13 protein-coding genes are annotated in these 26,185 nt (G+C 37.6%); 5 read left to right on the forward strand and 8 right to left on the reverse strand.

Annotation, left to right across the window (positions count from 1 at the left end):
* Positions 1–58: 58 nt before the first annotated feature.
* From RT723_RS11480 to RT723_RS11495, 4 genes are read right to left on the reverse strand one after another with little or no spacing between them, the layout of a single operon-like run.
* On the reverse strand, positions 59–11,254 hold the full coding sequence (locus tag RT723_RS11480) for a tandem-95 repeat protein (RefSeq protein WP_315947231.1): 11,196 nt from the start codon (positions 11,252–11,254) through the stop codon (positions 59–61).
* An 8-nt stretch (positions 11,255–11,262) separates the two neighbouring features.
* Positions 11,263–12,693 (reverse strand): FecR family protein, encoded by a 1,431-nt coding sequence (locus RT723_RS11485; RefSeq protein WP_315947232.1) that lies wholly within the window; start codon positions 12,691–12,693, stop codon positions 11,263–11,265.
* 8 nt (positions 12,694–12,701) lie between these two features.
* Entirely contained in the window at positions 12,702–14,015 is a 1,314-nt protein-coding gene (locus tag RT723_RS11490) for a tetratricopeptide repeat protein (RefSeq protein WP_315947233.1), read from the reverse strand.
* A gap of 46 nt (positions 14,016–14,061) precedes the next feature.
* Positions 14,062–14,901, reverse strand: a complete 840-nt coding sequence (locus tag RT723_RS11495) for an MBL fold metallo-hydrolase (RefSeq protein WP_315947234.1) — start codon at positions 14,899–14,901, stop codon at positions 14,062–14,064.
* A 307-nt stretch (positions 14,902–15,208) separates the two neighbouring features.
* Between RT723_RS11495 and RT723_RS11500 the strand changes: the two genes are divergently transcribed.
* Positions 15,209–17,095, forward strand: a complete 1,887-nt coding sequence (locus RT723_RS11500; RefSeq protein ID WP_315947235.1) for a methyl-accepting chemotaxis protein — start codon at positions 15,209–15,211, stop codon at positions 17,093–17,095.
* Positions 17,096–17,186: 91 nt separating this feature from the next.
* On the opposite strand, the gene hslU is transcribed toward RT723_RS11500, so the two are convergent.
* Together hslU and hslV are read right to left on the reverse strand one after the other, a co-directional pair.
* Positions 17,187–18,521: an ATP-dependent protease ATPase subunit HslU gene (gene hslU / locus RT723_RS11505; RefSeq protein ID WP_216053959.1), complete on the reverse strand. Its 1,335-nt coding sequence runs from the start codon at positions 18,519–18,521 to the stop codon at positions 17,187–17,189.
* A 20-nt stretch (positions 18,522–18,541) separates the two neighbouring features.
* On the reverse strand, positions 18,542–19,060 hold the full coding sequence (gene hslV, locus RT723_RS11510) for an ATP-dependent protease subunit HslV (protein ID WP_216053960.1): 519 nt from the start codon (positions 19,058–19,060) through the stop codon (positions 18,542–18,544).
* A gap of 221 nt (positions 19,061–19,281) precedes the next feature.
* On the opposite strand from hslV, the gene RT723_RS11515 reads away from it, so the two are divergent.
* Positions 19,282–20,871, forward strand: a complete 1,590-nt coding sequence (locus RT723_RS11515) for a methyl-accepting chemotaxis protein (protein ID WP_315947237.1) — start codon at positions 19,282–19,284, stop codon at positions 20,869–20,871.
* A 40-nt stretch (positions 20,872–20,911) separates the two neighbouring features.
* Here RT723_RS11515 and RT723_RS11520 read toward each other — a convergent pair whose 3' ends face one another.
* Positions 20,912–21,445, reverse strand: coding sequence for an SPOR domain-containing protein (locus RT723_RS11520; protein ID WP_315947239.1), 534 nt, complete (start codon positions 21,443–21,445; stop codon positions 20,912–20,914).
* Positions 21,446–21,477: 32 nt separating this feature from the next.
* Positions 21,478–23,700, reverse strand: a complete 2,223-nt coding sequence (gene priA, locus RT723_RS11525) for a primosomal protein N' (protein WP_315947241.1) — start codon at positions 23,698–23,700, stop codon at positions 21,478–21,480.
* Positions 23,701–23,821: 121 nt separating this feature from the next.
* On the opposite strand from priA, the gene RT723_RS11530 reads away from it, so the two are divergent.
* The 3 genes from RT723_RS11530 (at position 23,822) to RT723_RS11540 (ending at position 26,167) form a co-directional block, all read left to right on the forward strand.
* The gene (locus RT723_RS11530; protein WP_216053964.1) at positions 23,822–24,151 is read left to right on the forward strand and encodes a hypothetical protein; all 330 of its coding nucleotides are present in this window, start codon (positions 23,822–23,824) and stop codon (positions 24,149–24,151) included.
* Positions 24,152–24,290: 139 nt separating this feature from the next.
* Complete coding sequence (gene rpmE, locus RT723_RS11535) at positions 24,291–24,503, forward strand: 50S ribosomal protein L31 (RefSeq protein WP_216053965.1); 213 nt, start codon at positions 24,291–24,293, stop codon at positions 24,501–24,503.
* A gap of 470 nt (positions 24,504–24,973) precedes the next feature.
* Positions 24,974–26,167 (forward strand): malic enzyme-like NAD(P)-binding protein, encoded by a 1,194-nt coding sequence (locus RT723_RS11540; protein WP_315947243.1) that lies wholly within the window; start codon positions 24,974–24,976, stop codon positions 26,165–26,167.
* Positions 26,168–26,185 lie beyond the last annotated feature (18 nt).

Genomic DNA, 26,185 nt, shown 5'->3' on the forward strand with positions numbered 1-26,185 from the left:
CTGGATCAAAATCTACTATAACAACAGTAATACATTTGGTTATTACGTACCGCCACTATTAATCTAGACCCTGACCTAGCAAGGTAAAGCTAAAGTCGTCACCATAGCTGGTTAATGGCAAGAGATCATTTTGTTGCTCAATAAATTTTATATAGAATACATTCACTACCCCTTGGTTACCTTCTGCTAATGCCTCTAAGATAAAGGTGTTGTCAGGAGTAATTATAATGTTATCAAACGATTCGATGTTACAAATGGTATTTTTATCAATAATTGAATAGAAATTGTTGCAGTTTTCAGCACCTGCAGGAATGAAGTATCCAGGCGTAATTTGGTTATTAAATTCAGCTGCCATTTCGCCCGTTATGCCGTTTAGTTTTGCTATAAATCCAAAGTTGTTATATTCGTATTGACTAATTGGATCATAAGGGGTCGTACTGCCAACTAAATAAATATTGTCTGACTTATCAACTATCATATCTCTAATTGTTGTCTCAGTGTCGCTACTAAAGCCAATGTTAATTGCGCCATCTAAGTTATTAGTCGTGGTACTTTCGTCAGTCGCGTCGGTAAACGCAGTATCTAGTTCGAAATAGCCGCCTTTATCTATAAATTTAAGTAAATAACTTGATGCTGGCAATGGATATAACTGGTAATTATAATCATATGCCATAGTTGCAACAACTAAACTGCCATCGCTTAAAACCTCTAGGTTACTGGGTACCAGTACTTCGAAATCGGTAATTGCAAACTCAACTAAATCGTCTGCATCAGTTTGGTCGTTATCAAAGTTAGTATCCACTGCATATGTACCTGAACCTGCAGGTACATTAATATTATCAGGAGTAAAGTCGAGCTTAACTAACATTCCTGTTTCCGAAGTGGTTTCTGGATCGTATTTTGAACCAAGTATGAATACGGTTCCGTTGTCTAATAATTTAATGTCATTTAAATAGGTAGAATAAATGTCACTATAGCTATCGGTGCCTATATTGCTGGAGTCTAGAGCTAGTGTATTTGAAATGGTTTCGCTGTCGATATCGTAAATAAATAATGTAGGTGTATTTATTTCTGTTCCCACTTTGGCAATAAAGGCTATTTTATTTTGGTTTTCATTGTAGCTGTAGCTATTAAACGATATGGCGTCCGACGACAAGGTTACGATGATCGGATATCCGGTCTTAGAGGTGCCGTCAGTAGATAGTTTATTTATGACTAAATTGCTATTGGTGCAACCGTCATAATCTTGAAGAGACAACTCTAAAATCGAGTTGTCAGCCAGTTCAAACAGACCAATAGGTAGAGTATTTAAGCACTCGTTATAATTGCCGTCATTTTGTAAATAACTTTTATTAGCATTGACGCCTAAATTTGTAGCAAGCTGGCCGCTATTAATATCATGAGCGTAAAAGGCATAACCATCGGCAGCATTGAAGTCGTGGCGAGTTTTTTGGCTATATAATAAACCGTTACTATGGGCTAATAGGTATATTGTTTCAAAGTTGATATCGTGAGATATACCAAATTCATAGTCTTTTGTTTCGTTAATAGTTGCACCCGATAATAGGCTATAACGGTTAATGAGTTCACCTTGTAGGTTGTCTGCGGTTGACTCAACTGAATTAAATACCCGCAGTTGATTATTATTGTCGGTTATTAGGCGACCATTAACCCGATCAGCTTCAAAATCTCCAACATTACTCAACTCAGTCATCGTGGCAAAGTCTATATCTTCAAGTGATGTAGTGATGTTGTTATTGCTACCTGTTACCTCTACTTGAGAAACTAATAAATCATAATAAGGCGTGCTATTGATGGTGCGAATGGTGCGAACTAAATAGCTAATGTTACCATCAATATCAGTAGTTACATCTATTACTTGCTCTTCAGAGCCGCTGACAAAGTTCGTTACTAAATATCCTGTTGTGTTAAATGATGTATCAAAAATACTCGAAGGAGAGTTAGGGTCGATATTATCGATATTAATTTTAACTAATAAGCTATCAAGCTCTGAGTTAACATCTGTAGCGCCTGCAACTATTAAGGTAGAGCTATTTATTTGATGGTAGCTATATAAATAATCATTCGGGCCAATATCGAAAGCAATGTCATTGATAACTGGCAGTTTGCCAGCACCAGTTAAGCTTTCTTTATCTATCTCGGCAACTAACGTGGAAACACCATTTCCACCTTCTAAATAACCTAGAACTACAAGCGTGCCACTAGAATTTTCAACTAAACCAATAAGTTGTTCATCGTATCCTTGTGCAGCAAGGTCGATTCCGCCACTAATAGGGTTGCTATTGCTGTCTACAACGGGATCGCCATTTACATCTAACTTATCTATTTTTAGGGTTTTCGAACCAGCGGCAGTTGTATTGGCGCTGTTACTCGCTAGGTATAGGTAGCCATCAGAATGCAAAAGAAGATCCAGAGCGATGGTGTCATCACCCGTTATTGTGCGTTCATATTTTCCGTCAGTGCTAAAGGTGTTGTCTAAACTGCCATCAGAGTTTAAACGTATGACAAATGGTAACAATTCGGAACCATTGTCTTGACTTCCAGTGACATAAATCTTTCCATAATCATTGGCACCAATGGTAGTAACAGGAATGACTTTGGTACCCGTCATAGCGGCTATCAAGCTTTGGTCTTCAAATAAAGACTCACCATTTTGATCTATAATATTATTGTCGTGAAGGTTTTCAAAATCGATAAACTTAATGCCATTGTGACCAAAATCAGTGTCGTATGCACCGTTGCTATTAGTTTTTGCTATGACAATAAAACTTTTTCCACTGCTTAGTGCAAACGAGTTCAACAACATGAAGTTACTGCCGTTGTCGTCGATCGCAGCATCGGCTAAATAATCACTACTGGAGTTGTCGCCATAAGTATTAATGTTAGTAATACCACCATCAGCAAAGGAACTGTCTAAGACAAATTGTGTATTTTCAATAATATCGTTTACTGTAAGAGTAACCGATTGTGTAGTTGTTAGCCCGTTCTCATCAGTGACTGTGATGTCAAAATTAATGGTAGAGTTAGTTTCGAAGTTTAACAGGCTGTTATCAACAAGAAACACTTCCCCGCTAGCTGAATTAATCGCAAAAGTACCGCTAGGATCGTTTAAACTAAAAGTATGACTTTGACCAATATCTGGGTCTTCGATTACTGCCGTAAATACAATTGCGCCAGGTTTGCTATTTTCATCAAATGCAATGTTGTTACTGCTAGTAAAGGTAGGTGGATCGTTAACTGCAGTTACAGTTATCGTGAATTGTTCTGAGAAAGGCCCAGATCCATCCTCACCACCATCTTCTACAGTGATAGTCACAATACCTGAGGTATATTCACCTTCAACGGGTGTCCAAGAAACTACACCAGTAGCTGATATTGTCATACCAATAGGGGCATTATCTAAACTCCAATATAAATCAGAGCCATTGTTGGCATCGTCTTCATCAATTACAGAGGGGGTATAAGTATAAATCAGGTCTTCGGTTGCACTGGCTGGTGCGGAACTTGAGATAGATGGGCTGTCATTTATGTCATTTAAAGTAAGAGATATTGAGTGAGTATCCCAAAGTCCATCCTCATCGGTTACTACGATTTCAAAGGTAAAGTTTGGTGTTGTTTCAAAATTTAACAGGCTTTCATTTGCGACAAAAACTAATCCATTTTGTGTGTCTATTGTGAACGCACCACTTGAATCAAATAAACTGAATGTATGGCTCTGGCCTGTATCTGGATCGATTATGACAGGTGAATAAACTAATGAGCCTGATTTACTATTTTCATCTAACGTAATGTTATTTGAGCTCGTGAATTCAGGAGCATCGTTCACGCTAGTCACTGTTACAGTAAAAGTTTCTGAATAAGGTATAGAATTATCTTCACCTCCATCCGAAACTGTCAGGGTGACTAAGCCTGAGGTATAAACTCCTTCGAGTGGCGTCCAAGTAACTTCGCCAGTAGAAGATATAACCATGCCCGCGGGTTCATCGGTTAAAGTCCAGATTAAATCTGAGCCATTATTAACATCGTCTAAATCAACAACGGTGGGGCTGTAGGTATATAAAATATCCTCAGTGGCATTAGTTGGCGCAGAACTAGTGATTTGAGGACTATCATTAATTATAAGTTGATCAACACTAATATTATCAATAAAACCTGAATTATTTTCGCCTTGCCAATTTTGAAAATGCCATTCAATAACATGTGAACCCGCTGACAATAAATATGACATTTGTTGCCAAAGTTTATTTCCGTTTATTTGCGCCACCTGGCTTCCATCCACATATAGTTGTAGTGAGCCATTGCTATTGTCAGAGTTTATTTTCCAGTCAAATGAAAGCGTAGCACCATCATCCCCAGCAACAATATCAGTTGTTAAAATAGAGCGGTTATTATTTCTGACTGAACCGGATTGAAGTGCTGAATTACCAGTAGTGAAATTATCATTTTGTTCAAACCAACGGGCAAAGCCATCGGTAAATCCTGATGTAACTATGCTTTCAGAGTATTCAACTGCGTCTGCTAAATCAATTAATTCATGAACATCAACTTCATTTGGATAGGCATCATTTATATCTAATACGCCATCGCCATCATCATCAGAATCAATATCGTTGAATTCACCATCGCCGTCTATATCTTCCAAAAAGTCAAAAATACCGTTTGCGTTGTTATCCGGCGCTTCATAGATGGTCATGCCATTGTTGTACAAATCAAACAATATTCCATTTTCAATAGTTCCAAAACTAGGAACGTTGGCGTGTAAATAACTTAAATTTGTAAATGAATATATCGGTGTAAGCTCAGTTATATTGGTATAGCTGATGTTCAATTGATGTAAGGTATTTTGACTTCCAGCTAAGTTATCAAAGTCATCAAAAGTGGTGTTATTGGCCGTAAAGTAGCCTAATTGTAAATTTTTAAGTGGAGTAAAGTCATAAACGTAAGTGTGATCTAATGCTAAAGAGCTTAGATTAGTTAACCCTTCTAACGATGAAATATTGCTTCCACTCGCTTGTAATGACCATAAAGTTTCAAGGTTGGTGATTAACGCCCAATTAGTCGGGTCTAAGTTTACATAATTAACATTTAACCCTGTTAAGTTAGTCATTTGTGTAACTAAACTTACATCACTAAAATCAGTGTTAGAAACAGATAAATATTGTAAATCAAGTTGGCTTAAAACTAACCAGTCACTAATGTTATTGTTGGTTAACAGGAGAGTGTCCAACTTGGACATATGCGTGACTAAATTTAAATCAGTAAAGTTACTGTCATCTAAATTTAGGTAACTTAAATCAAAGTCATATAAGAAGTCCCAAGAGGCAAGATTGACTCCGTATAAGGTGAGTGTTGATAGATTACTGTGATTTTGTAATAAGCTAAAGTCGTCAAAATTAGTATTACCATGCAAGCTAAAATTAAACAAATCTAACGCAACTAGGGCGGTCCAATCGTTAACCGTTGTTTCAGTAAAATTGACTTGATTAAGATTAGGGAACCTAACAAGGTCAGTTAAGGTTTCAAATGTACCAGCGCACGAAATATAATGCACATCGTTAACATTAGCATTTGTAAAGCTATGGTTGTCCATAATACATTGGCCTAAATTAGGATCATCCCAATTAATATTGGCCAGCTTTTGATTTTCAGACAAAACAACATTATCTATAAATCCAGCGTCATCGTAGTTGGAGTCTACGCTGTCATATTTAATGTAATGCCATTCAATTTCATGGGTACCTGGCGACAACTCAATGGTTTGATTATGCCAATCATGCTCACCGGTAATGGCATTCCAATGTTGTGCATCTACATATAAAGCCAGTTGGGCGTTGTATTCTTGGGTGGAAACTTTCCAGTCAAAAGACAAGGACGCTCCTTCAGAACCAGCATCAATAGTTGTTTTTAATATTGAAAACTGGTCTTTAGATATTGCACCAGATCTTAATGCAGACCCTCCGGCGGTATAATATTCAGACTGAGCGAACCAACTGGATGTGCTTTGCGTATAGGCCGAACTAATACTGAAATCACTCACTTCTACGTAAGAGTTTAACTCTACGAAGGTGCTTTGTGTATTATCAAACGGATACGCATCACTATTGTCACCAACACCATCTAAATCACTATCTGAGTGCTCAGAATTATCGTTAGGGAACACATCGGCATTATCACCAACACCATCCGAGTCTGAGTCTTCACTTTCAGTTGCATCATAAGGGAACGCATCTGAGTTATCGCCTATACCATCTAAATCACTATCTTGTTGTTCTGTATTGTCATTAGGGAAAGCATCTTTGTTATCACCAACACCATCAGAGTCCGTATCGGCGGATTCAGTATAATCATATGGAAACGCATCTGAATCGTTGTGTATACCATCATTGTCTAAGTCATCGTCGCTATTGTCACCAACGCCATCACGATCGTAATCACTCCATTCTGATGGATCGGCAGGGAAAACATCATTGTTATCAAAATAACCATCATTGTCAGAGTCAATGACAGGTCCAAAGGTTAATTTGAAGGTTTCATCGTAACCAGAAGCAATAGTTAACCATAACGTGTAAGAACTGAGATCGTAATTGAATTTAACTTTCTCTGTGCTTTGTGTTTGTAATGGTAACTTAGAGTGAGCTAAAGGAATAAAGTCACCTTCGTTAGTCACTTGATAAACTTCAATTGAAACAAAACCAGCTTCAGCGTTTGAAAGTAGAGCAAACCGTTTATCATCAATCTTTAAAAGTGACTCATGTTCACCAGCGTTAATCGAGAATTCTGGCGTTATTGAAGGGGAGATAAATGATTTAACGGTTTTTGAATCAGTAAATAAGGTGACATCAATTGTCTCTGACCAAAAATTATCAGAATTGTAAAAACTGCTGTCCGTACTGCGAATATAATCGCCAATACCATTAGTAATTTGGTACACACTTGTACCTAATGCCAGTGTATCATCGTCTAATCGTGCATCCATATTACGAATATCTAGAAACCCGTAAGCTGGAATAGCGGCATAGACAGTTAAGCTATAATCATCTTCGATATTGTATATAGTTAAGCCGTAAGGAGACCCACCTAAACTTGAGTCATTTGAATGGTTATCGCTAATCTCAAAAGATAATATTTTATTATTATCAAGGCTTTTAACATAAATTACTCGATAGGTGGTTGAGCCAGTACCTAGTGTATAACGTGTTGACTCTACAGTGTCGTCATCTAATAATTTATTGACCAACACTTCTGTACCCGCATAAGGGGTTCCGGTATAACCCCCTTCGGTATTGTACATTTTGTCACCGAACAACATCGCCGTATGTTCATCAACTAATATTGAGCCACGGAAATAAGATGTTAATTGTTCAGTATCTTCTGGCCACAATTCAGTGTGCTCTAAGTAACCGTGTCCGTTATCTCTGATTCTTTTGTAATTTGAACTATCGTTTAAACCAAGCAAGCTAAATTGAGATGAAAGGCTGTTTGATGAAATCCTAGCTCCTTGATTGCCGAATTCATTTTGGTTTAATTCATTTGTAATTAAAGGCAACGATGTACTGTAAAGTATTGATTCTTTTGACCAGTTGCTCCAATAAATGTAATTGTTTTGTGGGTTAAAACGAACATCCAAGGTAATGCTGTCTATCGTGGTTTGTCCAATCAGCTCTATATTGTTACCCAAAGAAAATTGGCTTAATTGATACTTACGACTTTCATCTTCATCAATAACTATTAACTTAGACTCATCATCGTTGATGGACATGACATAAGCATTGGTTATATCAGTGCCATAATTTATTGAGTGATCCTCAGATAACCTGCCATCACTCCCATTAATAGACATGACTTTGAGCACACCGAGATGGGCGACGTACATTTGGTTGGATGACGATGCTTTGATTGCGATGCTGTAAGGAATACTATCCGCTAAAGATTGTACTGTTGTAGAAACGACTAAACCGGTGTCGGTATCCGTTTTTAATATTGCAATTTTAGAGTCATCATGGGCGTAATAAATAAATTTGCTGTCTGAAGAAATAGCAAAGTTATGCTCGTAATCTGGATACCCAAATGGGTTTAAATCAAATTCTCCGGCATAACTAAGGTGACCATTGGTTTGATCAATTTTGTAAATTAATAAGTAGTTTCCAGCAGAACTATAATGAACCGTTGTATATAAGAATTGACCGTTAGGTGAAAACTCAAATATTTCAGGCTGATTCGATTCAGCAGCCGCATCCGCTTTTAACATAAGCGGCATAGTTTGAGATAATTTTGCCTCCCCCGTAATAGGGTCAACATTAAAGACTCTTATGCCAAAGGTTGCTTCACCATTTAATTCAATGATTGATGCCCAGTATAAATTACCGTCATCAGCAAATTTTATATAATTCCCTTGAGTCGAATTACGGTTACCTAGTTGGGTTGTTGTGAGTTGGTTATAAGTACCCGTTACTGAACCATCGTCATTTAAGTCGGCAATCATAAGACCGTTATTTGAGCCTATATATGCATAACGACCATTAGGATGAATAGCTAACGATTGAACATTATCTAACATTCCATTAGATATCATGCCTTTATTGGAAAAGCCTAAATGTGTGTCGCCGTCTGTAAATTCAGCAACTAACGGATGGCTGTCAATGTTATCTAAGATACCGTCGTTATCGTCGTCAGTGTCAACTTCATTTGGTTGACCGTCGTTATCTGTGTCTTGTGCGCTAACCGTTATTTCAAATTGTTGATCGGTTGTCGAGTCAAGATCAGAAACGCTTAACGTAATTAATCCGGAGGTAGAAATATCGGTTGTCGGTATCCAAGTTATTTTACCAACCTCAGATATACTCATTCCAACAGGCGCATTGGTTAGCGTCCATGTTAACTCTGATTGAGTGTTGTTAGGATCGGATGCGGTTGGGGGGTATGAATAGAGTGTATTATGCTTCGCTGTTATAGGCGCTAAAGACGTGATAGTCGGTGCAACATTAGTTAAATTAACCTGAAGATAAAATGAAACCGTATATTCTTCATCATCGATTAAATACACAATAGTTATTGTGTCAAAGCCACCGAAACCTTTTGCAGGAGTATAGGTGATGGTATCACCATCAATCGTTATTTCGCCGTGTTCTGCGTTAATGTCATTGATTTCATAAAGAGTATCAAATCCATTCGTGAGTTCAGAAATACTGATCGTAATTGGACTTAGATCATCGGTCGTTGCGATAACTTCACTGACAAATAGTTGTACAGTGGCATCAACACTATTTAACTTACCGTCTGTAATTTTATAAGTAAAACTATCCGTTCCGATAAACTCTGAATTGGGGGTATAACTAAAACTACCGTCTTCTAATACGACTAAAGAGCCTGACGTTGGCTCAGAAACTGAGTCAAGTACAACAGAAATCTCATCATTATCTACATCCTTATCATTGGCTAAAATTCCAAAAAAGGGCGGCAAATCATTTGGGCTATTCGCTTGGACTATATAACTATCGTTTAATGGCGTAGGAGCATCGTTTTGAGCGATTACATTTATAGTAACAATCGCAGTTGCGGAATTGTTGTTATCATCGGTCAGGCTATAGCTAAACTGGTCGTTACCAAAATAATTTGGATTGGGTTGGTAAGTGAAACTGCCGTCGTCGGCAATGACTAAAGCGCCATTATTGGGTTCTGTTGTTACACTTAACGTTAATTCGTCCGTTGCATTATCTTCATCAAAGTCGTTGATTAAAATGCCTTTATCTTCAGATACAATTAGTTGTGCATCTTCATTAGTTTCATACGAATCGTTTATTGTTACCGGTGGATACCCATTAAATTCTGGGCTTGTTATGGTTACCGTTGCAGATTGTGAGGAATCAGAACCATCGGAAATAGAGTATGTAAAGTTATCATAACTGGTAAAGTTAACTCCTTTTTTATACTCAAAGCTGCCATCAGCGTTGATGGTCACTTCACCAAATTTAGGTTGTTGTAGTAACTCGGTTATAACGGTTAGCGGATCATTATCTATATCCGTATCGTTGGTTAACACACCTGGCGAAGTGATTGTTAATGTGTCGGCTTCAATCACAAAAGTGTCATTGATTGCTGAAGGTAAGTCATTTACTGCGTTTATTGTAATAGTGACGTTGTTGCTACTGGTTAAGCCATGAGAGTTTATGATGCTGTAACTAAATTGATCAGTTCCATTAAAGTTTTCATTTGGAGTGTAAGTAAAATCGCCATTTTCAGTAATGGTAACCGTACCATCTGTTGGCAAAGTGACGGGGGTGGTAATCGCAACAATAATATCACCTTCAGCGCTGTCATTAAGTAATAAGTTATTGCTTAAAATTTGGTCTTCATCAGTCGAAAACGTATCTGCGGCGGCAATAGGCACAACCGATTTGTTGCCATTAATTAAAATTAATTTGTCGCTAAATGCACTTTCTCCACTACCATCGATTCCAGTAACTAATATGTAATAGTCAGCAGTGACTGTTTTTTGTGTAAAAACGGTAGAGGTTTCCGTCAATGCTAATTTCGCTTCACCACCGGAGAGGTCAATATAATTTTGACCGGTTAGAGCGACATCATTACTAACGTAAACATTATAACGTAAAGCCGTTGTTAACGGACTCCAACTAATTGATAACTCCTCACTATCTGGATTTAACGTTGCTGAAACACCTGTTATAACTAATTCACGCCAATTGATATTTAGGTTATTTACTTGGGATAAGTTGCCGTCATTATCTTCAACCCATAATGTTATTGTTTGTTCACCACTAGACAAGGCAAACAACTTAGGATTAATGCCGTTTACAAATGCAGAAAATTCCGTTCCACAATCGATCTCACAAACTGTTAATGTCATATCAGAGCCAACAAAGCCAATCAATACTTGTTTGATACCTTGTTCATCGGCTACATCTAGAGAAACCGATATGTTGCCTGAGAATTCCGTCGCTGCTGAAGGGTAGTTAAATCCGCCCGTAGCATTAAAAACACTCGCTGTTGCAACGGAATTAGTTTGGTATACAACCCCAGCCACTTTGTGAGCAACCTTTTGCTGTACTAATGTCGCTTTGGATGCATCTATGACGTTGTCAGAGATTTGATCTGTGTCAGGCGTTGATTGTTCAGCCTCTGAGTTGAACTTACCACAGGCCGTGGTAAGTAATATGCTCATAAACAAAATTAACGTTTTGTTTATCTTACTAATTTGATATTTGGCTAATTTCATAATATTTACTACTTAAGCAAGAAGCTGCCATTCACTTTATTATTGGGGTTGTGTATTTCATGGAAATCAAACTCTCCAACAACAGAGTTTAAACCGTCAAAAAACGATGCGTTAATATCCCCATCAGCGAGGTTATTACCATGTGAAGCGAAACTTATATCTAAATTTAATTGATCAACTGAAATAATCCCACTGAAGGCCGCAAACCATTCTCCACCTTCATCATCAAAAGATATTTGACCAGTAGGGATCGTGCCATTATCAAAGTTAATGTTCATATTCATATTGAAATTTGAAATTGCACCGGCGCTAGACGTCACTGAGAAACTTTCTACATTGTTGTAATCAAAGCTGCCACTGCGTTGTGATAATAATTCCTCAGTTGTTGAGGTATCAATTGAATTAAAGTCATCTTCTACCGTTGTTGGTGCGTTATCTTCAATTTGTTGGAATTCTTCAGATATGGTGCTGGTAACGAGCTCCGTTTGTTCAGATATTGCTACATCTTCTGCTACATTTTCAGGTTCTTCAAGAGTACTAGTGTCGTTTGTATCTACGGCAATCAAAGACCCTTCTGAATCATCATTGTCTTCTGAATTTGAGGTGTCAGACGAATCAGCATCTGTCGCAATTTGGCTATTTTCATCAGATTCAGAGGAGTCTTCTAGATTTTCATCAGTCGCTTCATCGTTACTCTCTTCTGAATTTTCTTCATTGCCTTCATCGTTATTTTCATCCGAGCTTTCACCGTCTTCCGAATCACCTTCATCGTCGGTTGATTCTGAATTATTTGATTCAGACTCTTCATCCTCCTCTTCACTATCGTCTGTACTATGCCCTTCATTAAAGTTTTCAGGAGCTTCTAATAATTGAGTCACTTCACCTTCTTCACTCACAACGCCAAATGAATAATCTTCTCCATCACCAAAAGAAACTGTGCTTTCACTACCACCAGTATCAACAGTGACATCTATAGCACCGTCCCAAACAGCAAGAAACATATCACCATTAATTAATTCAATTTCATAATGGGTGCCTCGAATGCCGATACTGCCCGTAGGTGTTTTTAGGTTGTAATCACCGTTTTCAGCTTTTATTGCACCTGTTACTGAGCGCAAACCACCTTTGACCAGTTCCATAACAACAGAACCTCTTCCGTTGTCATCAGAAAAGCGGTAATCGGAAATGAGTAGCTCGGTACTTTCTTTGAGGGCAATCATGCCTCCATCAGCCATACGAAGTTGTGCTTTACTTTTTTTACCTGTGGTAACCACATCGTTGTCATAAATGATGGAACGTCGTTTAAGCGCCCTGGTTTTATCATTGGCGATGGCACTTACTTTACCTTTAGAAATAAGTGTTTTTCCTGCGGTTGTTTGTGCATTAACACTGTTTGCAGTGACAAGGCTGATGACTAGTACTATCTTATAAATATTCATAAACTTCCCTACAGCTCATATTGCCAGCTAGCACCAAGCTCAACTCGGTCATAACTATACAATTTTATGTTACTGCTTTTATTCTGCACATTTAAATGCAGTTTTAAGTTCAATCTATCTGTGGAATTAAACATTAACTGTGATGAAAACATCGACATTGTCTCATCACGCTCTTGCAAAAATAACGGATGAACACCTTTATAGGTATGCTGTTCAACCATAAACGAATTATTACTAATGACGGAATCTGTAATTGGCCAAGTTAATTGGTACATTGCGCCAATTACATCTTTATCATTAAACACATAACGCGAATCATCACTAACATCCTGTTGCCAATGAGCCATTATCGTGTGAACTTGGCTTGATTTTAAAAGGTATGAAACGGATAACTTAGTACGAGATAAGTCTAGTGCAGAATTTAATTCGTTGCTGATTACTGAATAGCTGAGGCTAGACATGATGCCACTACTTTTAGATAATTCACTTTGCCAATTAGAGCTTGCACCAGCTTCGGTTCGGTAATGCGTACCATTTAACCATAAAGGACGAGCGAAGCCGGATACTGATAATGTACCCACTTTAGATTTTTGTGCATAAGCTAAGTCAAAATTAACCATGTGTCTTTGGTATTCATTAAACTCTAAATAATCTACGTAATTTGCACCAATGTTGACTTTTAACCATTGATTTTGGCTAATAGGGTGTTGATAGTTTGCTTTGTAATTAAATGAATATGTTAGGTCGCGCGTTTGTCGAGAGTTATCAAATAATTGAATTTCGCCTAAATTGGGAATGAATATTTGCTCTTCTGCGGTGCCGCTATTAATGTTGTCGTCAAATGCCATCATGCCAGATATAAAATGGCCCCACGTTTTATTTTTATTAATAATAATTTTATTAATTCGATTTAATAATTTAGTTGCACTGTCGCGCTGATTATCTAATAGGGGTCTTTTGAGTAAACGGTTTAATTCAGCCACAGCCGCTTGCAGGTTATCTAATTTTTGGTAGGTTTGAGCCAGATAAAATCGTGCTAAATAAGAGTTAGGCACTTCGATTACTACTCGTTCAAATGCAAATACAGCCTCTTGGTATTGTTTATGTCCGTAAGCTGAAAAACCACTTAATAAGTCGAACTCAGGCAAACCACCATATTCAAAGGTATATTCATCCGACAATTGGAATGCTTGTGCATACTGTTTGTTGGTTAATAAGGCATTAAGCTGTTTTATAACGTCTGGATAGGGCATAACCTTGGCATAAGTTGTAAAACTTAGTATCAACAACAAACTTATTAAAAATGTGAAAATCCGGCTCATTTTTGTTTTCGTTCCTTTGGTGTACGCTTGGTATATAAAAAGGGCATTATTCTCTTAAAATTAAACTTTGACCTTCTTTAGCAAAAAAGAAACTGAAGTCAGGGTCAGTTTTTAATATTTTAGCAGTTAAATCATCAATTTCTTCGTCTGTTCTTAAAGGGTCATGACTAAACAAAGATAACATTTTAACATTTGCATTATGGGCTAAATTTAATGTCTCTGATATAGAGGAATGTCCCCAACCGAATTTTTGTGTCATTTCATGATCTAAATATTGGGCATCATGTATTAATAAGTCGGCATTAGCGCAAAACCCGGCCCATTGTTGTACAGTGCGAAAATGATGACTCTCTGGGGCTACAAGTTCATGATCTGTCGCATAAACTAAGATTTGATTATCACACTTTATCCGATAAGCTGAGCCACCATCAGGGTGATTCATATCCATGGCTTGAATTATAAAGTCACCTACCTCAATACCTTCATCGACAGAAAAGTTGGTTTTCTTTAATGTAATGGTCGACGGAAGCTGATGAAATTTTACTGGGAAATAACTTTTACTCATCTGATCTAAAATCGCAGTATCATGATTTAGAGTCGTACTTCCAGGGTAAATCGTTATGTTTACTCCTTTTTTAAAAATAGGCGTGAAAAAAGGAAATCCCTGTAAATGGTCCCAATGGTGATGGCTTAATAAGATGTGGATGGTGTCGTTATAGTTTTCAAATTCTTTACTGGCAAGTCGCAAACCTGTGCCAGCATCTAAAATTAGCTTTTGTCCACTATCGCTTTGTAATACAACACAGGGCGTATTACCCCCGTATCTTGCAGTATCAGGTCCGGGTGTGGGGATGGAGCCTCTGACTCCGTAAAAGGTTACTTTCATGATGAACAACGTTGATTATTTATCATCCAGTTTTATACGTTAAATAAGCAAAATTTACAATTTATCAGTAAAAATAAGCAAGAACAAAACATGCAAGGTCCAATTTATCTGGTTTTGCTAGGATCATTTTTTGTAAATACTAAATTTTCTATTACGCTTAGTGATAGGTAACTATAACTTTATGTAAATTAACAAGATAAAAAAAGAGTCACAAATCTAACTTGGCGGCCGATAACTATATACATCTTTACCGTCGTGTATATTGCAGTGGAAAGTGAGTTTTCCTTTTAAATAAGTAGGATAAAAAATGAAAATTTTAACAAATTTGACGATCAAAAATCGTTTGTTTGCTAATGCTATTGTTGTAGCAATTGCTCTATCAATTTTATTTGGCATGATGTTAGTGAACTCAAATGTCCTAAATACACTCGGTTTATCCTTAGCTAAAGTTGAAAAGTTGGAAGCGCAGGTGCTGACGTTACGAAAACATGAAAAGGACTTTTTAGCCCGAAAAGACATGAAGTACGTAAAAGAATTTCAAAGTACGGTAAAAAAACTGCAAAAAAATACGGTGGATTTACAACTGATAGCGGATGAGTTGAATTTTGAAGTTCCAGAGTTAAGCAACTTCGCTAAGTCAGTCAAAGATTATGCCATTCAATTTGATACGGTTAGTGCACTGCAAGTACAAATTGGTTTAACTCCGACCACGGGACTTTATGGTGAGTTAAGAAGTTCGGTGCATGAAGCAGAAGAAGAGTTAAAAAATAGTAATTCTTACAAATTATTAACTTACATGTTGCAATTGAGACGCGCAGAAAAAGATTTTATGTTGCGTAGAGATGTAAAATACCTAGATAAGTTTGATGCTGGAATGCAAACATTTAGGCAACAACTAATCCTGGAGTCTATGCCAGCGAGTGAATTGAGTAATATTCAGAGTTACTTAGCAATTTACGAGTCCAAGTTTAAGCAGCTTGCTAAAGCTGAAACCGATATTGGACTGGACGCTAAGTCAGGCGCATTAGGTAAGTTAAGGGCAACCATTCATCAAACGGAATCTTCATTAGACTCAATAATCAATAGTTTGGAAGTTGAGTTAGCAGAAAGAGTGGATTCAACCATTCGTAATGCCACAATCGTTTTCATTGTTGCCATGATTTTCACTTTATTCATTGTCTACACAACGAGTCGTAGCATATTAATGCCAATTTTAGCGGTCAGAAATGCAATTTCACATATACGTAGAAACAATGATTTAACTTGGTTGGTTAAGTCAAAAGGTAAAGATGAGCTTGTTGAGTTATCCACCGATGTGAACTCATTAGTTGCCGATTTCAGAAACTTAATAATGAACGTTAATACGGCACTTAACACCTTAGATAATTCTACTGATGAATTAGCCTCCAACACACAAAATACGCTAGAGGGTATGGAGTTGCAGTTTAGTGAGAGTGATATGGTTGCTACCTCTGGTGCAGAGATGCAAGCAACGGTTGCGGATATTAGTCAGAATACACAACTTGCCACAGCGACTGCGAATAAAACGGGTGAGATGGCTCAGGCTGGTGCTAAAGAGGTTGGACAAACCGTTGCCAATATTAGTGAGTTAGCTAATCAGTTAAAAAATGCTTTAACTCAAATAGAGAAATTAGAAAAAGACAGCCAATTAATTGGAACCGTATCTGATGCGATTCGCGGAATTGCTGAACAAACTAATTTGTTAGCGCTAAATGCTGCGATTGAGGCAGCTCGTGCTGGAGAGCAAGGTCGAGGTTTTGCGGTGGTTGCAGATGAAGTACGAAGTTTAGCTATGCGAACTCAAGAATCTACTAGTGAGATTGAAACGATTATTTCCTCATTGCAATCAAGTACTCAAACCATCGTTGATGTGGTTAATCAATGTTATAAAAATGGTATTGAATGTTCTGAACAAGCACAAAGTGCGGGTGAGTCGTTAGGCCGGATTGCAAGCCATGTAGATGAAGTGGTTGGCATGAATAGCCAAATTTCAGCATCACTACAAGAGCAAGATATGGTAGCGACAGAAATGAGTAAACATGTTATTAAAATTCGTGATATTGCGAGTGACTCACAAGAACGTGCTGCTATCAATGCAGATGCTAGCCGAGACATAGCGAAACAAGCTGCTATTTTACATCAAGAGATAGAACGTTATAAAACAGCTAGTTAAGCGTAAAGTTATTACATCAAAAAGCCCGTTGATGCTAAGTCATAAACGGGCTTTTTTATTTATTAATCAATACGTTTATACAAACCTATCGTTAAAGAATAAATTTACTCAAATCTTCATCTTCGGCAATTTCATCTAGGTTTGCTTTTACAAAGCTCTGATCAATGATGACTGAGTTACCACTGCTTTCTGAAGCTGTGAATGAAATCTCTTCCATTAGTCGTTCTAGAACAGTATGTAAACGTCTGGCTCCAATGTTTTCATTACGCTCATTTACTTTAAATGCTACCTGAGCAATCTCTTTAATTCCATCTTCTGTGAACTCAATGGCCAAACCTTCTGTTGCTAATAAAGCAATGTATTGCTCCGTTAACGATGCATTGGGTTCAGTTAAAATTCGTTCAAAGTCTTCTGGCGTTAATGCACTCAATTCAACACGAATAGGTAGACGGCCTTGTAACTCAGGAATTAAGTCTGATGGTTTGCTCATTTGGAATGCACCGGATGCGATGAATAACATATGATCCGTTTTTACCATACCGTATTTAGTTGATACCGTACTGCCTTCAACTAACGGCAATAAATCACGTTGTACACCTTCACGAGAAACATCTGCGCTATTGGCGCCTTCACGTTTACAAATTTTATCGATTTCATCGATAAAAACGATACCGTTTTGTTCAACGGCTTCTAACGCTTTTTCTTTTAAATCATCATTGTTGACTAATTTTGCCGATTCTTCGTCGATTAGCATTTTAAGTGCAACTTTGACTTTTAATTTACGAGGTTTAGTTTTATCACCAGATAAGTTTTGGAACATACCTTGTAATTGTGATGTCATTTCTTCCATGCCTGGAGGTGCCATGATTTCAACACCAATTTCTTTTTGTGCAACGTCAATTTCAACTTCTTTGTCGTCTAATTCCCCTTGACGTAAACGTTTACGTAATACTTGACGGGTATTGCTTTCAGGTTCATCAGACTCAATTACTTGGCCATAGGTATCTCTAGGTTTAGGTAATAAAGCATCTAATATACGCTCTTCTGCAGCTTCTTCAGCTCGGTGTTTGTTCTTTTCCATTGCCGCTTCGCGGGTTATCTTAATGGATATCTCAGTTAAATCCCTGATGATGGACTCAACTTCTTTACCAACATAACCTACTTCGGTAAATTTGGTCGCTTCTACTTTGATAAAAGGAGCATTGGCCAATTTAGCCAATCTGCGTGCTATTTCCGTTTTACCCACACCTGTTGGGCCAATCATTAAGATGTTTTTTGGTGTGACTTCAGCACGTAATTCAGCTTCAAGTTGCATACGACGCCATCTATTTCTAAGGGCGATTGCGACAGCTCGTTTGGCATCATTTTGACCAATGATATGCTGATCTAATTCGTGAACAATTTCTCTTGGGGTCATTGCTGACATTTGATTACCTTTTAAAAATTCTATAATTCTTCGATGGTTAAATTGGTATTAGTGTAAACACAAATATTGCCTGCAATGTTTAAACTTTTTTCTACAATGTCTCGGGCTGATAATTCTGTGTTTTCTAACAAAGCGGTAGCGGAAGCTTGGGCGTAAGGTCCACCAGAACCAATGGCGATTAAATCATTTTCTGGCTGTATTACATCACCATTACCAGAAATAATGAGCGAAGCGGTTTCATCTGCTACGGCTAATAATGCTTCTAGCTTTCTTAACATTTTGTCGGTACGCCAATCTTTTGCTAATTCTACCGCAGCTTTGGTTAAATGACCCTGGTGCATCTCTAATTTAGCTTCAAATTTTTCAAATAAAGTAAAAGCGTCGGCGGTTCCACCGGCAAAACCAGCAATCACTTTATTGCGATATAAACGTCTAACTTTTACGGCATTGCCTTTCATTACTGTGTTGCCAAGTGATACTTGACCATCTCCACCTAATACAACATTGTTACCGCGACGAACTGAGACTATAGTGGTCATTGTCCACTCCTAAAAACCTAGATTAACGTCTATGTAATGTTTTTTTCTATGAATTCAAGCCCGAGTTTTTAATAGTTATCTATTATTAATAAATATGGTCGGTTTTAATTCAATAAAAGTGACAGTATGCCGATATTAAATATAGGTGTTATGAAAGTTCTTTTCCTTATATCCGTTCTTCATAAGCGTAAGTTAAACACGTTATTACAAAAGGGTTGCCTTTGTTAAATTCAATTAGTAAAAAAGTGGTTATCGGTTATTTATCAATTTTAATTGTTTTAGGTTTAACCACGAGCACCTTGTTTTCGAAGTTAATCACGATTAAATCCATTAGCGATCAATTTGTTACTGACACATTACCTACCTTACAGTCTGCTAATCAGGCCATTTCGAGTTTAAGTAAATTATCAATCGCGGCATATGGTTTATATGGTTACACGTTAACGGCGGATGAGTTTAGTTCAGAGGTCGATAGCGAATTGAAACGCTTGGCTGCGGCTTTACCAAAAGTAAGCCAACATCTAAATAAGCCTAATATCAAATTAACGGAATTATCTGCACTTCTCACAGAGCTTAAAAATCAAATGACGGCTGATTCTGTTGATTGGGATGTGGCCAGAGATTTGTTAACAAAGTTACAAACTCAATCTTTAAAAGTTGAATCAATACTAAATCAAGCAGAATCGTCAGTGTCTAATCAGGCAAATGAAAAAGTGAATCATGTCACTGTTAATATCGACAATATGCTGACTTGGTTAATTTTGAGCATCATAATTATCTTTGTGATTACATTACTGGCACTGTTATTAGCTAAAAATACAATTGTCAAACCTGTGAAATCCTTGTCATCTCAACTTGATTATATTGTTGATGATCATGATTTAAGTAAAGACGTCAGCATAAATAGTGGTGATGAGATCAATATCACAGCGAATAGTGTTAACCAATTATTAAGAGCATTTCGTAAAGTAAATGGTGAGATTAGCAATTCTGCCGACGTGTTATACCAATCAATTGAGCTGTTAAATCACAGTGCGGGTTTGTCAGACGAGCAAATAAGAAAGTTATCAGCCACTATGGTAACTATGCTTAATAGCCTGTCTCAATTGGAACATAGCATTGGTGATGGTGCTAATCGTTCGCTGTCTGCGTCTGAACAAGCACGTTTAGGGGCAGAGCAAGTGGAGCAAGGGTCATCAGACATTCAACAAACCGCTGACATTATTGCCGAGCTTTCTACCGATATCGATATTTCCTCAGACATGTTATTAAGTTTGAAACACTCAGGCGATAAAGTTAGTTCTGTGGTTAAAACGATTGCAGAGATCGCTGAACAAACGAATTTATTAGCACTTAATGCGGCGATAGAAGCTGCGAGAGCTGGTGAAACGGGCAGAGGCTTTGCTGTTGTTGCCGGTGAAGTTCGAACGTTGGCTTCCCGCACTCATGCGTCTACTTATGAAATTAATTCTATTTTAGCTGAAATTGTTAGTGCAATTTCGTTAACGGTAGAGTCAATGGAAACGAATAAGAGTAAAGCGAACGAAGCGGTAAATGCGGCAGAAGTTACGGTTCAATCGCTAAATGAAATTAAATCTACCGTGATTAGGTTAAGTGATGAAAATAATCAATTAGCCGACTTTGGCAAAGCCAGTCAAAGTGATGTCTCTCAGATCCGTGCTGATATAGATGATATTAGTGGCTCTGTTGAACAAGTTAGACAAACCAGTGACGAAACCAGACAAGCGTCAAACTCACTGGGGCAATTGGTAACAGGACTAAATCAATTGTTAAAACAGTTTAAAACGTGACAAGAATAGTTAGTTTTAAACTGTTTTAACCTAATTTGATCTATCTAAATACACAACCGTGAATATTATTACGTTTTAATTCGTGGCGTGTCTTTTCAGCTGTTCTTTTTTTCTCGTATGGCCCAAGATCTACTCGGTACCAAATCCCTGATGTGCCTTGATACTCTTTAACTTCAGACTCGAAACCAGCAAAAGCAATTTTAGCTTTAAGGGCTTCCGCTCTATCTCTTGAACGTACTGTAGTACAACGTACAATAAAGGGACCTTTTGCTTCTAATTCTTCTGTGCTGACTTTTACTTGTTTATTTTCTAACTCTTCAATAAATTGCCACTCTTCGTCATCAGGTGGGGGTGGCACCGATTGTTTGCTTTTCTTTTCAATAGGTTGTTTTTGGTCAACTGTATCAATAGTGGGTTGGTCACTTAATTGGGATAAAAAATAACCAAAACCAGAAACCGCTAACACGATAATTGCAAGCTTTAGCACAGGGAACGGTTTTTTCTCTTTGGTTTTGGTTGTTCGTCTTGGTTGTTTCTTATTTTTATTTTGACTTACATAATCTTTATTTTTCATATTGGGGTAGAGAACCTTAATTGTTTTATACGTTAACTCAAATCCAAGGGATCGATGTCAATTGACCAGCGGATTCTATTATCCTTTTGCACACTATCCAAGTTTTCAATTAACCAATCGACGACTTTATGTAGATAAGGTCTAGATTTGCATTGAATAGTCAGCATATGACGGTATTTCCCAGCTTTTTTCATCATAGGGGCTGGGCTCGGTCCTAATACTAATAAATCAGCAAACTGACTAAGGTGAGGACTGATAGACTGTAGCCATTGGCTCGCGTAGTTTTCATTAGTCGCCTCAGCTCTTATCAAAGCTTGATGTGAGTATGGAGGAAGATTTAACATTTCACGCTCAGTTAATGCAAAGCTAGCAAAGTCTGAATATTTATTATTGATGAGATCTTGGATCACCGGATGTTCTGGAAATTTAGTTTGTAACCATACTTCACCTTTTATACTTCCTCTACCGGCTCGTCCACTGACCTGAACAATTAATTGGGCAAGTTTTTCTGGAGCTCTAAAGTCGCTACTAAACAAGGAGCCATCAACATCAACAACACCTACTAAGCTAACATTTGGAAAATGATGCCCTTTAGCAACCATTTGAGTACCTACAACAATGGAAGGATTACCTTGATTGATTTGTTCGAGTATTGCTTCAAACTCGCCCTTTTTGCTTGTGCTATCTCTGTCTAATCTAATCACTGGATAATCAGGTATTGCGTCTTGCAAAGCTAAATGAAGCTGTTCGGTACCAACACCGACAGTGGATAAACGAGTCGAGCCACAACCTTTACACTGATGAATCGTTGGTTGTTGATCACCACAATGGTGACAGATGAGCTGATTTTTACTTTTATGAAATGTAGTATAGCTACTACATCGGCTGCATTCTGTTAACCAACGGCACTCTTCACACATAAGAACGGGAGCAAACCCTCTGCGATTAATAAACAACATAACTTGTTGACCCGCAGCTAAGCAGGACTTTACTTTTTCAAGTAAAGGTTCACCTATACCAGAGTCAACACGGCATTGATTTAGGTCTAATAATTTCATTGCTGGCAGTTGGCTACCAGCTGCTCGACTTTTTAACTCTAAGTGATGAAACTTACCCACTAATGCATTCTGTAACGTTTCCAAACTGGGGGTTGCAGAGCCTAATATAACCGGGATATTTGCCACTTTAGCACGATAAAGGGCTAATGAACGGCAATGGTATTTAAAGCCTTCCTGTTGCTTAAATGATGCATCATGTTCTTCATCTATAACTATCATGCCCAAACTGGCAAACGGTAAAAATACCCCAGAACGAGTGGCGATGACTATTTTTGCTTGGCCACTGCGTGCCTTATACCAAGTATTAAATCTTTGTTTATCCGTCATACCAGAATGCCAAAGTTCGACATCTAGGTTAAATCTTTGTTTAAAGCGACTAATGGTCTGTGGTGTTAACCCAATTTCTGGCACACAAACAAGTACCTGTTGCTGCTTTAATAGGATGTGTTCGATGGCTTGTAAATAAACTTCAGTTTTTCCACTGCCGGTGACACCATCGAGTAAAAAGCATCTGGGTAGGTTGTTATTATTGCTTGAACTGTTAATCGCGGAAACCGCAATTGCTTGTTCGGTATTAAGTGAAAGTTGCCCGGTAATATCGTCCGCCGTTACAGGTTTAATATAAATGGACGAGGTTTTCCAATTTGCCCAGCCTTCATCAACAAAACGTTTTATTGAGGTAGATTTCATGTCTTTGTTGGTTAATTCAGAGCGGGTATAAGACTGCTCCGATAATAGTGATAATAACTTATGTAATTGCTTGGCATTTTTAGGTATTTTTTTATCTACATTGTGTTTTTGACTGAGTGTCAATCTTTGCGGTGCAAGTTGACCAATGGTTTTATTTTCACGCAAAACACCGGGTAACGCCGCTGAAAAGACTTCACCAATTGGATGTTTGTAATATTCTGCCGCCCAAAGTAATAGATTTAATTGCTCTGAAGTGAAACTTGTCTCATTTTCTATTAACGCAATAATTGGTTTCAGTTTTTCTATTGGATATTCCGATTTATCGGTAATGTTTATCACTGTCCCAACCAGAGTTTGACGCCCAAATGGAACGATAACTCTTTGACCTTGCTGAGGTTTATTGCTGATATCTATAATGTCAGTTGGTGCTATATATAGATAATCGAAGAGTTTTCTTAATGGTAGCGGTAAGGCTACTTGCAGAACTTGATGATTAAATAATGACATTAAACTCTGTGACCCATATGGATAAGTTGACAAAATGAAAGCAATCACTTACTTTTGTTAAGGCTTAAGTAACTATTAATATTAAAACTAGTAAAAACAGATGAAATTGTGTTTACCCAAAATGTATAAGATTATATTTTTCAGCTTAATGTTAAGCGTTAATATTAACATATTTGCAAAAGAAGCAAGAACCTATTCTACCGAAGGATATTGTATTCTGGCGTTTGAGCAAGTAGACAATGATTACTTAAAACAATACGAAAGTCGACTTGGTTTTCGCCCAAAAGTTAAATTGTGCAACCGAGTAAATCGCTTAGTAGCTGAGTTTCAACCAGCCAGTTGGAATTACCAATATGGTCAGCCTTACCCTGGCAGTAGTATTTATTTAAACCCCAATCAAGTTGAAAAAATTATCCAAGCGAGAGAAAAACATAGGCAAGTTCGTCGATAATTAAATTATCTTTTGAATTAATACTGTTATTGCTTGATCTTTAGTCGATACCGATTATAATTCGCGCCCTAAATTTATTTAAACTTCGTATGGTATTCGGCAATGACCGGATGGCGATACGGCCTAATGAGGTAATCCCATGCAAAAAGACATCCACCCACAGTATGAAGAAATTAACGTATCTTGTTCATGTGGTAACAAATTCGTAACTCGTTCAACAGTATGTAAAGACTTACACTTAGACGTATGTTCTGCTTGTCACCCTTTCTATACTGGTCAACAAAAACAAGCTACTACTGGTGGCCGTGTTGACAAGTTCAAAAATCGTTTTGGCATGTTGGGCAAAAAGTAATAATTGCTTAATACGCAAAAAAAGCACCTTAGGGTGCTTTTTTTATGCCTGTAATAAAAACAATTTATTTTTAATTTTGTTGTAAGTAATCAACGCATCAATTTACTCGTCTCTTTATAAAGTGTATTCAACAGGTCGAATCTGCTTTGATCTTAGTCAATTGCTTAAGAAATACACCTTAAATGTTTTCATCTATCATTTGGGTGATATTTTCAACTTTTTGTTCTTTGAGTCTAAATGTTGTTAAATTACATCTTACTGGTATGAACAGCATCAAACCTTATAACTTATTACACGCATGTGGTTTTTTATCTAAGACTTTAGTAGTACATTAACTCTAATATACAGTCTCTTGATTGTTTAAATAAGTAGCTGAGTTTTAGCTATCAATTGCACTCAAGAGCCCACTTTATTGCTGTTAATAGCTAAATATCAGGAAGTAACTAAATGTCTGATTTAAAAAACGAGCTTTGGAATATCACCAATATCCAAAGCCGGGGAAAATAGAAGTAGCTTTAACCACGTCGGCAGAGACCGTTGATGATTTATCACTCGCTTATAGTCCAGGGGTTGCTGAACCAGTAAGAGAAATAGCGCTAGATCCAGATAATGCTTATAAATATACAGCCAAAGGAAATACAGTTGCCGTGATCAGTAATGGCACTGCCATCCTGGGCTTAGGTAATCTTGGACCGTTAGCTTCAAAACCGGTAATGGAAGGTAAAGCATTATTGTTTAAACGTTTCGCTAATATTGATTCGTTTGATATTGAAGTTACCCACAATACGACCGATGAGTTTATTAATACAGTTGCCAGTATTGCCGATTCGTTTGGCGGAATTAATTTAGAGGATATCAAAGCCCCAGAATGTTTTGAAATTGAAAAAGAATTAATCAGCCGTTGCAACATTCCTGTGTTTCATGATGACCAACATGGAACTGCAATCGTTACATCCGCTGGTATGTTAAATGCGTTGGAAATTCAAGGCAAGGCTTTGCACGATTGTACTATTGTATGTCTTGGTGCAGGTGCAGCCGCTATCGCGTGTATGGAGTTGTTGATTAAATGTGGTGCGCAACGTGAGCGAATATACATGTTAGACCGTCAAGGTGTCATTCACACTCGTCGCGATGATTTGAATGAATATAAAATGCGTTTTGCTAATAATACGGACAAACGCACATTAGAAGAAGCAATCACAGGTGCTGATATATTTGTTGGTGTGTCAGGTGCCAATCTATTAACCGCGGAAGCGTTAAAGTTGATGGCCCCAAATCCTGTTGTTTTTGCGTGTTCTAATCCTGATCCAGAAATTCAGCCTGAATTAGCTATGTCTGTTCGCGACGATTTAATTATGGCAACAGGCCGTTCAGATTATCCAAATCAAGTTAATAATGTTTTATGTTTTCCGTTTATATTTCGTGGAGCGCTCGATGTTAGGGCAACGGTGATAAATGACGAGATGAAAATTGCGGCAGTCGAAGCGATTAGACAATTAGCGAAAGAGCCGGTGCCTGAGAGTGTATTAAAAGCGGCCAATGTTAGCGAATTACATTTTGGTGCAGATTACATAATCCCAAAACCAATGGATCCTCGTTTACTAGAAAAGGTTTCAAAAGCCGTTGCTGATGCAGCAATTAAATCTGGGGTTTCAAGGATTTGATTTAACCTAATTTATTAG

It is taken from the genome of Psychrosphaera aquimarina (assembly GCF_032461525.1).
GTDB lineage: Bacteria > Pseudomonadota > Gammaproteobacteria > Enterobacterales > Alteromonadaceae > Psychrosphaera > Psychrosphaera aquimarina.

Excerpts from the sequence above, each read along its gene's own strand:
- rpmE (WP_216053965.1), top strand. The coding sequence starts at position 24,291 with ATGCAAAAAGACATCCACCCACAGTATGAAGAAATTAACGTATCTTGT.
- hslV (WP_216053960.1), bottom strand. The coding sequence starts at position 19,060 with ATGACCACTATAGTCTCAGTTCGTCGCGGTAACAATGTTGTATTAGGT.
- hslU (WP_216053959.1), bottom strand. The coding sequence starts at position 18,521 with ATGTCAGCAATGACCCCAAGAGAAATTGTTCACGAATTAGATCAGCAT.
- RT723_RS11485 (WP_315947232.1), bottom strand. The coding sequence starts at position 12,693 with ATGAATATTTATAAGATAGTACTAGTCATCAGCCTTGTCACTGCAAAC.
- RT723_RS11500 (WP_315947235.1), top strand. The coding sequence starts at position 15,209 with ATGAAAATTTTAACAAATTTGACGATCAAAAATCGTTTGTTTGCTAAT.
- RT723_RS11490 (WP_315947233.1), bottom strand. The coding sequence starts at position 14,015 with ATGAGCCGGATTTTCACATTTTTAATAAGTTTGTTGTTGATACTAAGT.
- RT723_RS11530 (WP_216053964.1), top strand. The coding sequence starts at position 23,822 with ATGTATAAGATTATATTTTTCAGCTTAATGTTAAGCGTTAATATTAAC.
- RT723_RS11520 (WP_315947239.1), bottom strand. The coding sequence starts at position 21,445 with ATGAAAAATAAAGATTATGTAAGTCAAAATAAAAATAAGAAACAACCA.
- RT723_RS11495 (WP_315947234.1), bottom strand. The coding sequence starts at position 14,901 with ATGAAAGTAACCTTTTACGGAGTCAGAGGCTCCATCCCCACACCCGGA.
- RT723_RS11480 (WP_315947231.1), bottom strand. The coding sequence starts at position 11,254 with ATGAAATTAGCCAAATATCAAATTAGTAAGATAAACAAAACGTTAATT.
- priA (WP_315947241.1), bottom strand. The coding sequence starts at position 23,700 with ATGTCATTATTTAATCATCAAGTTCTGCAAGTAGCCTTACCGCTACCA.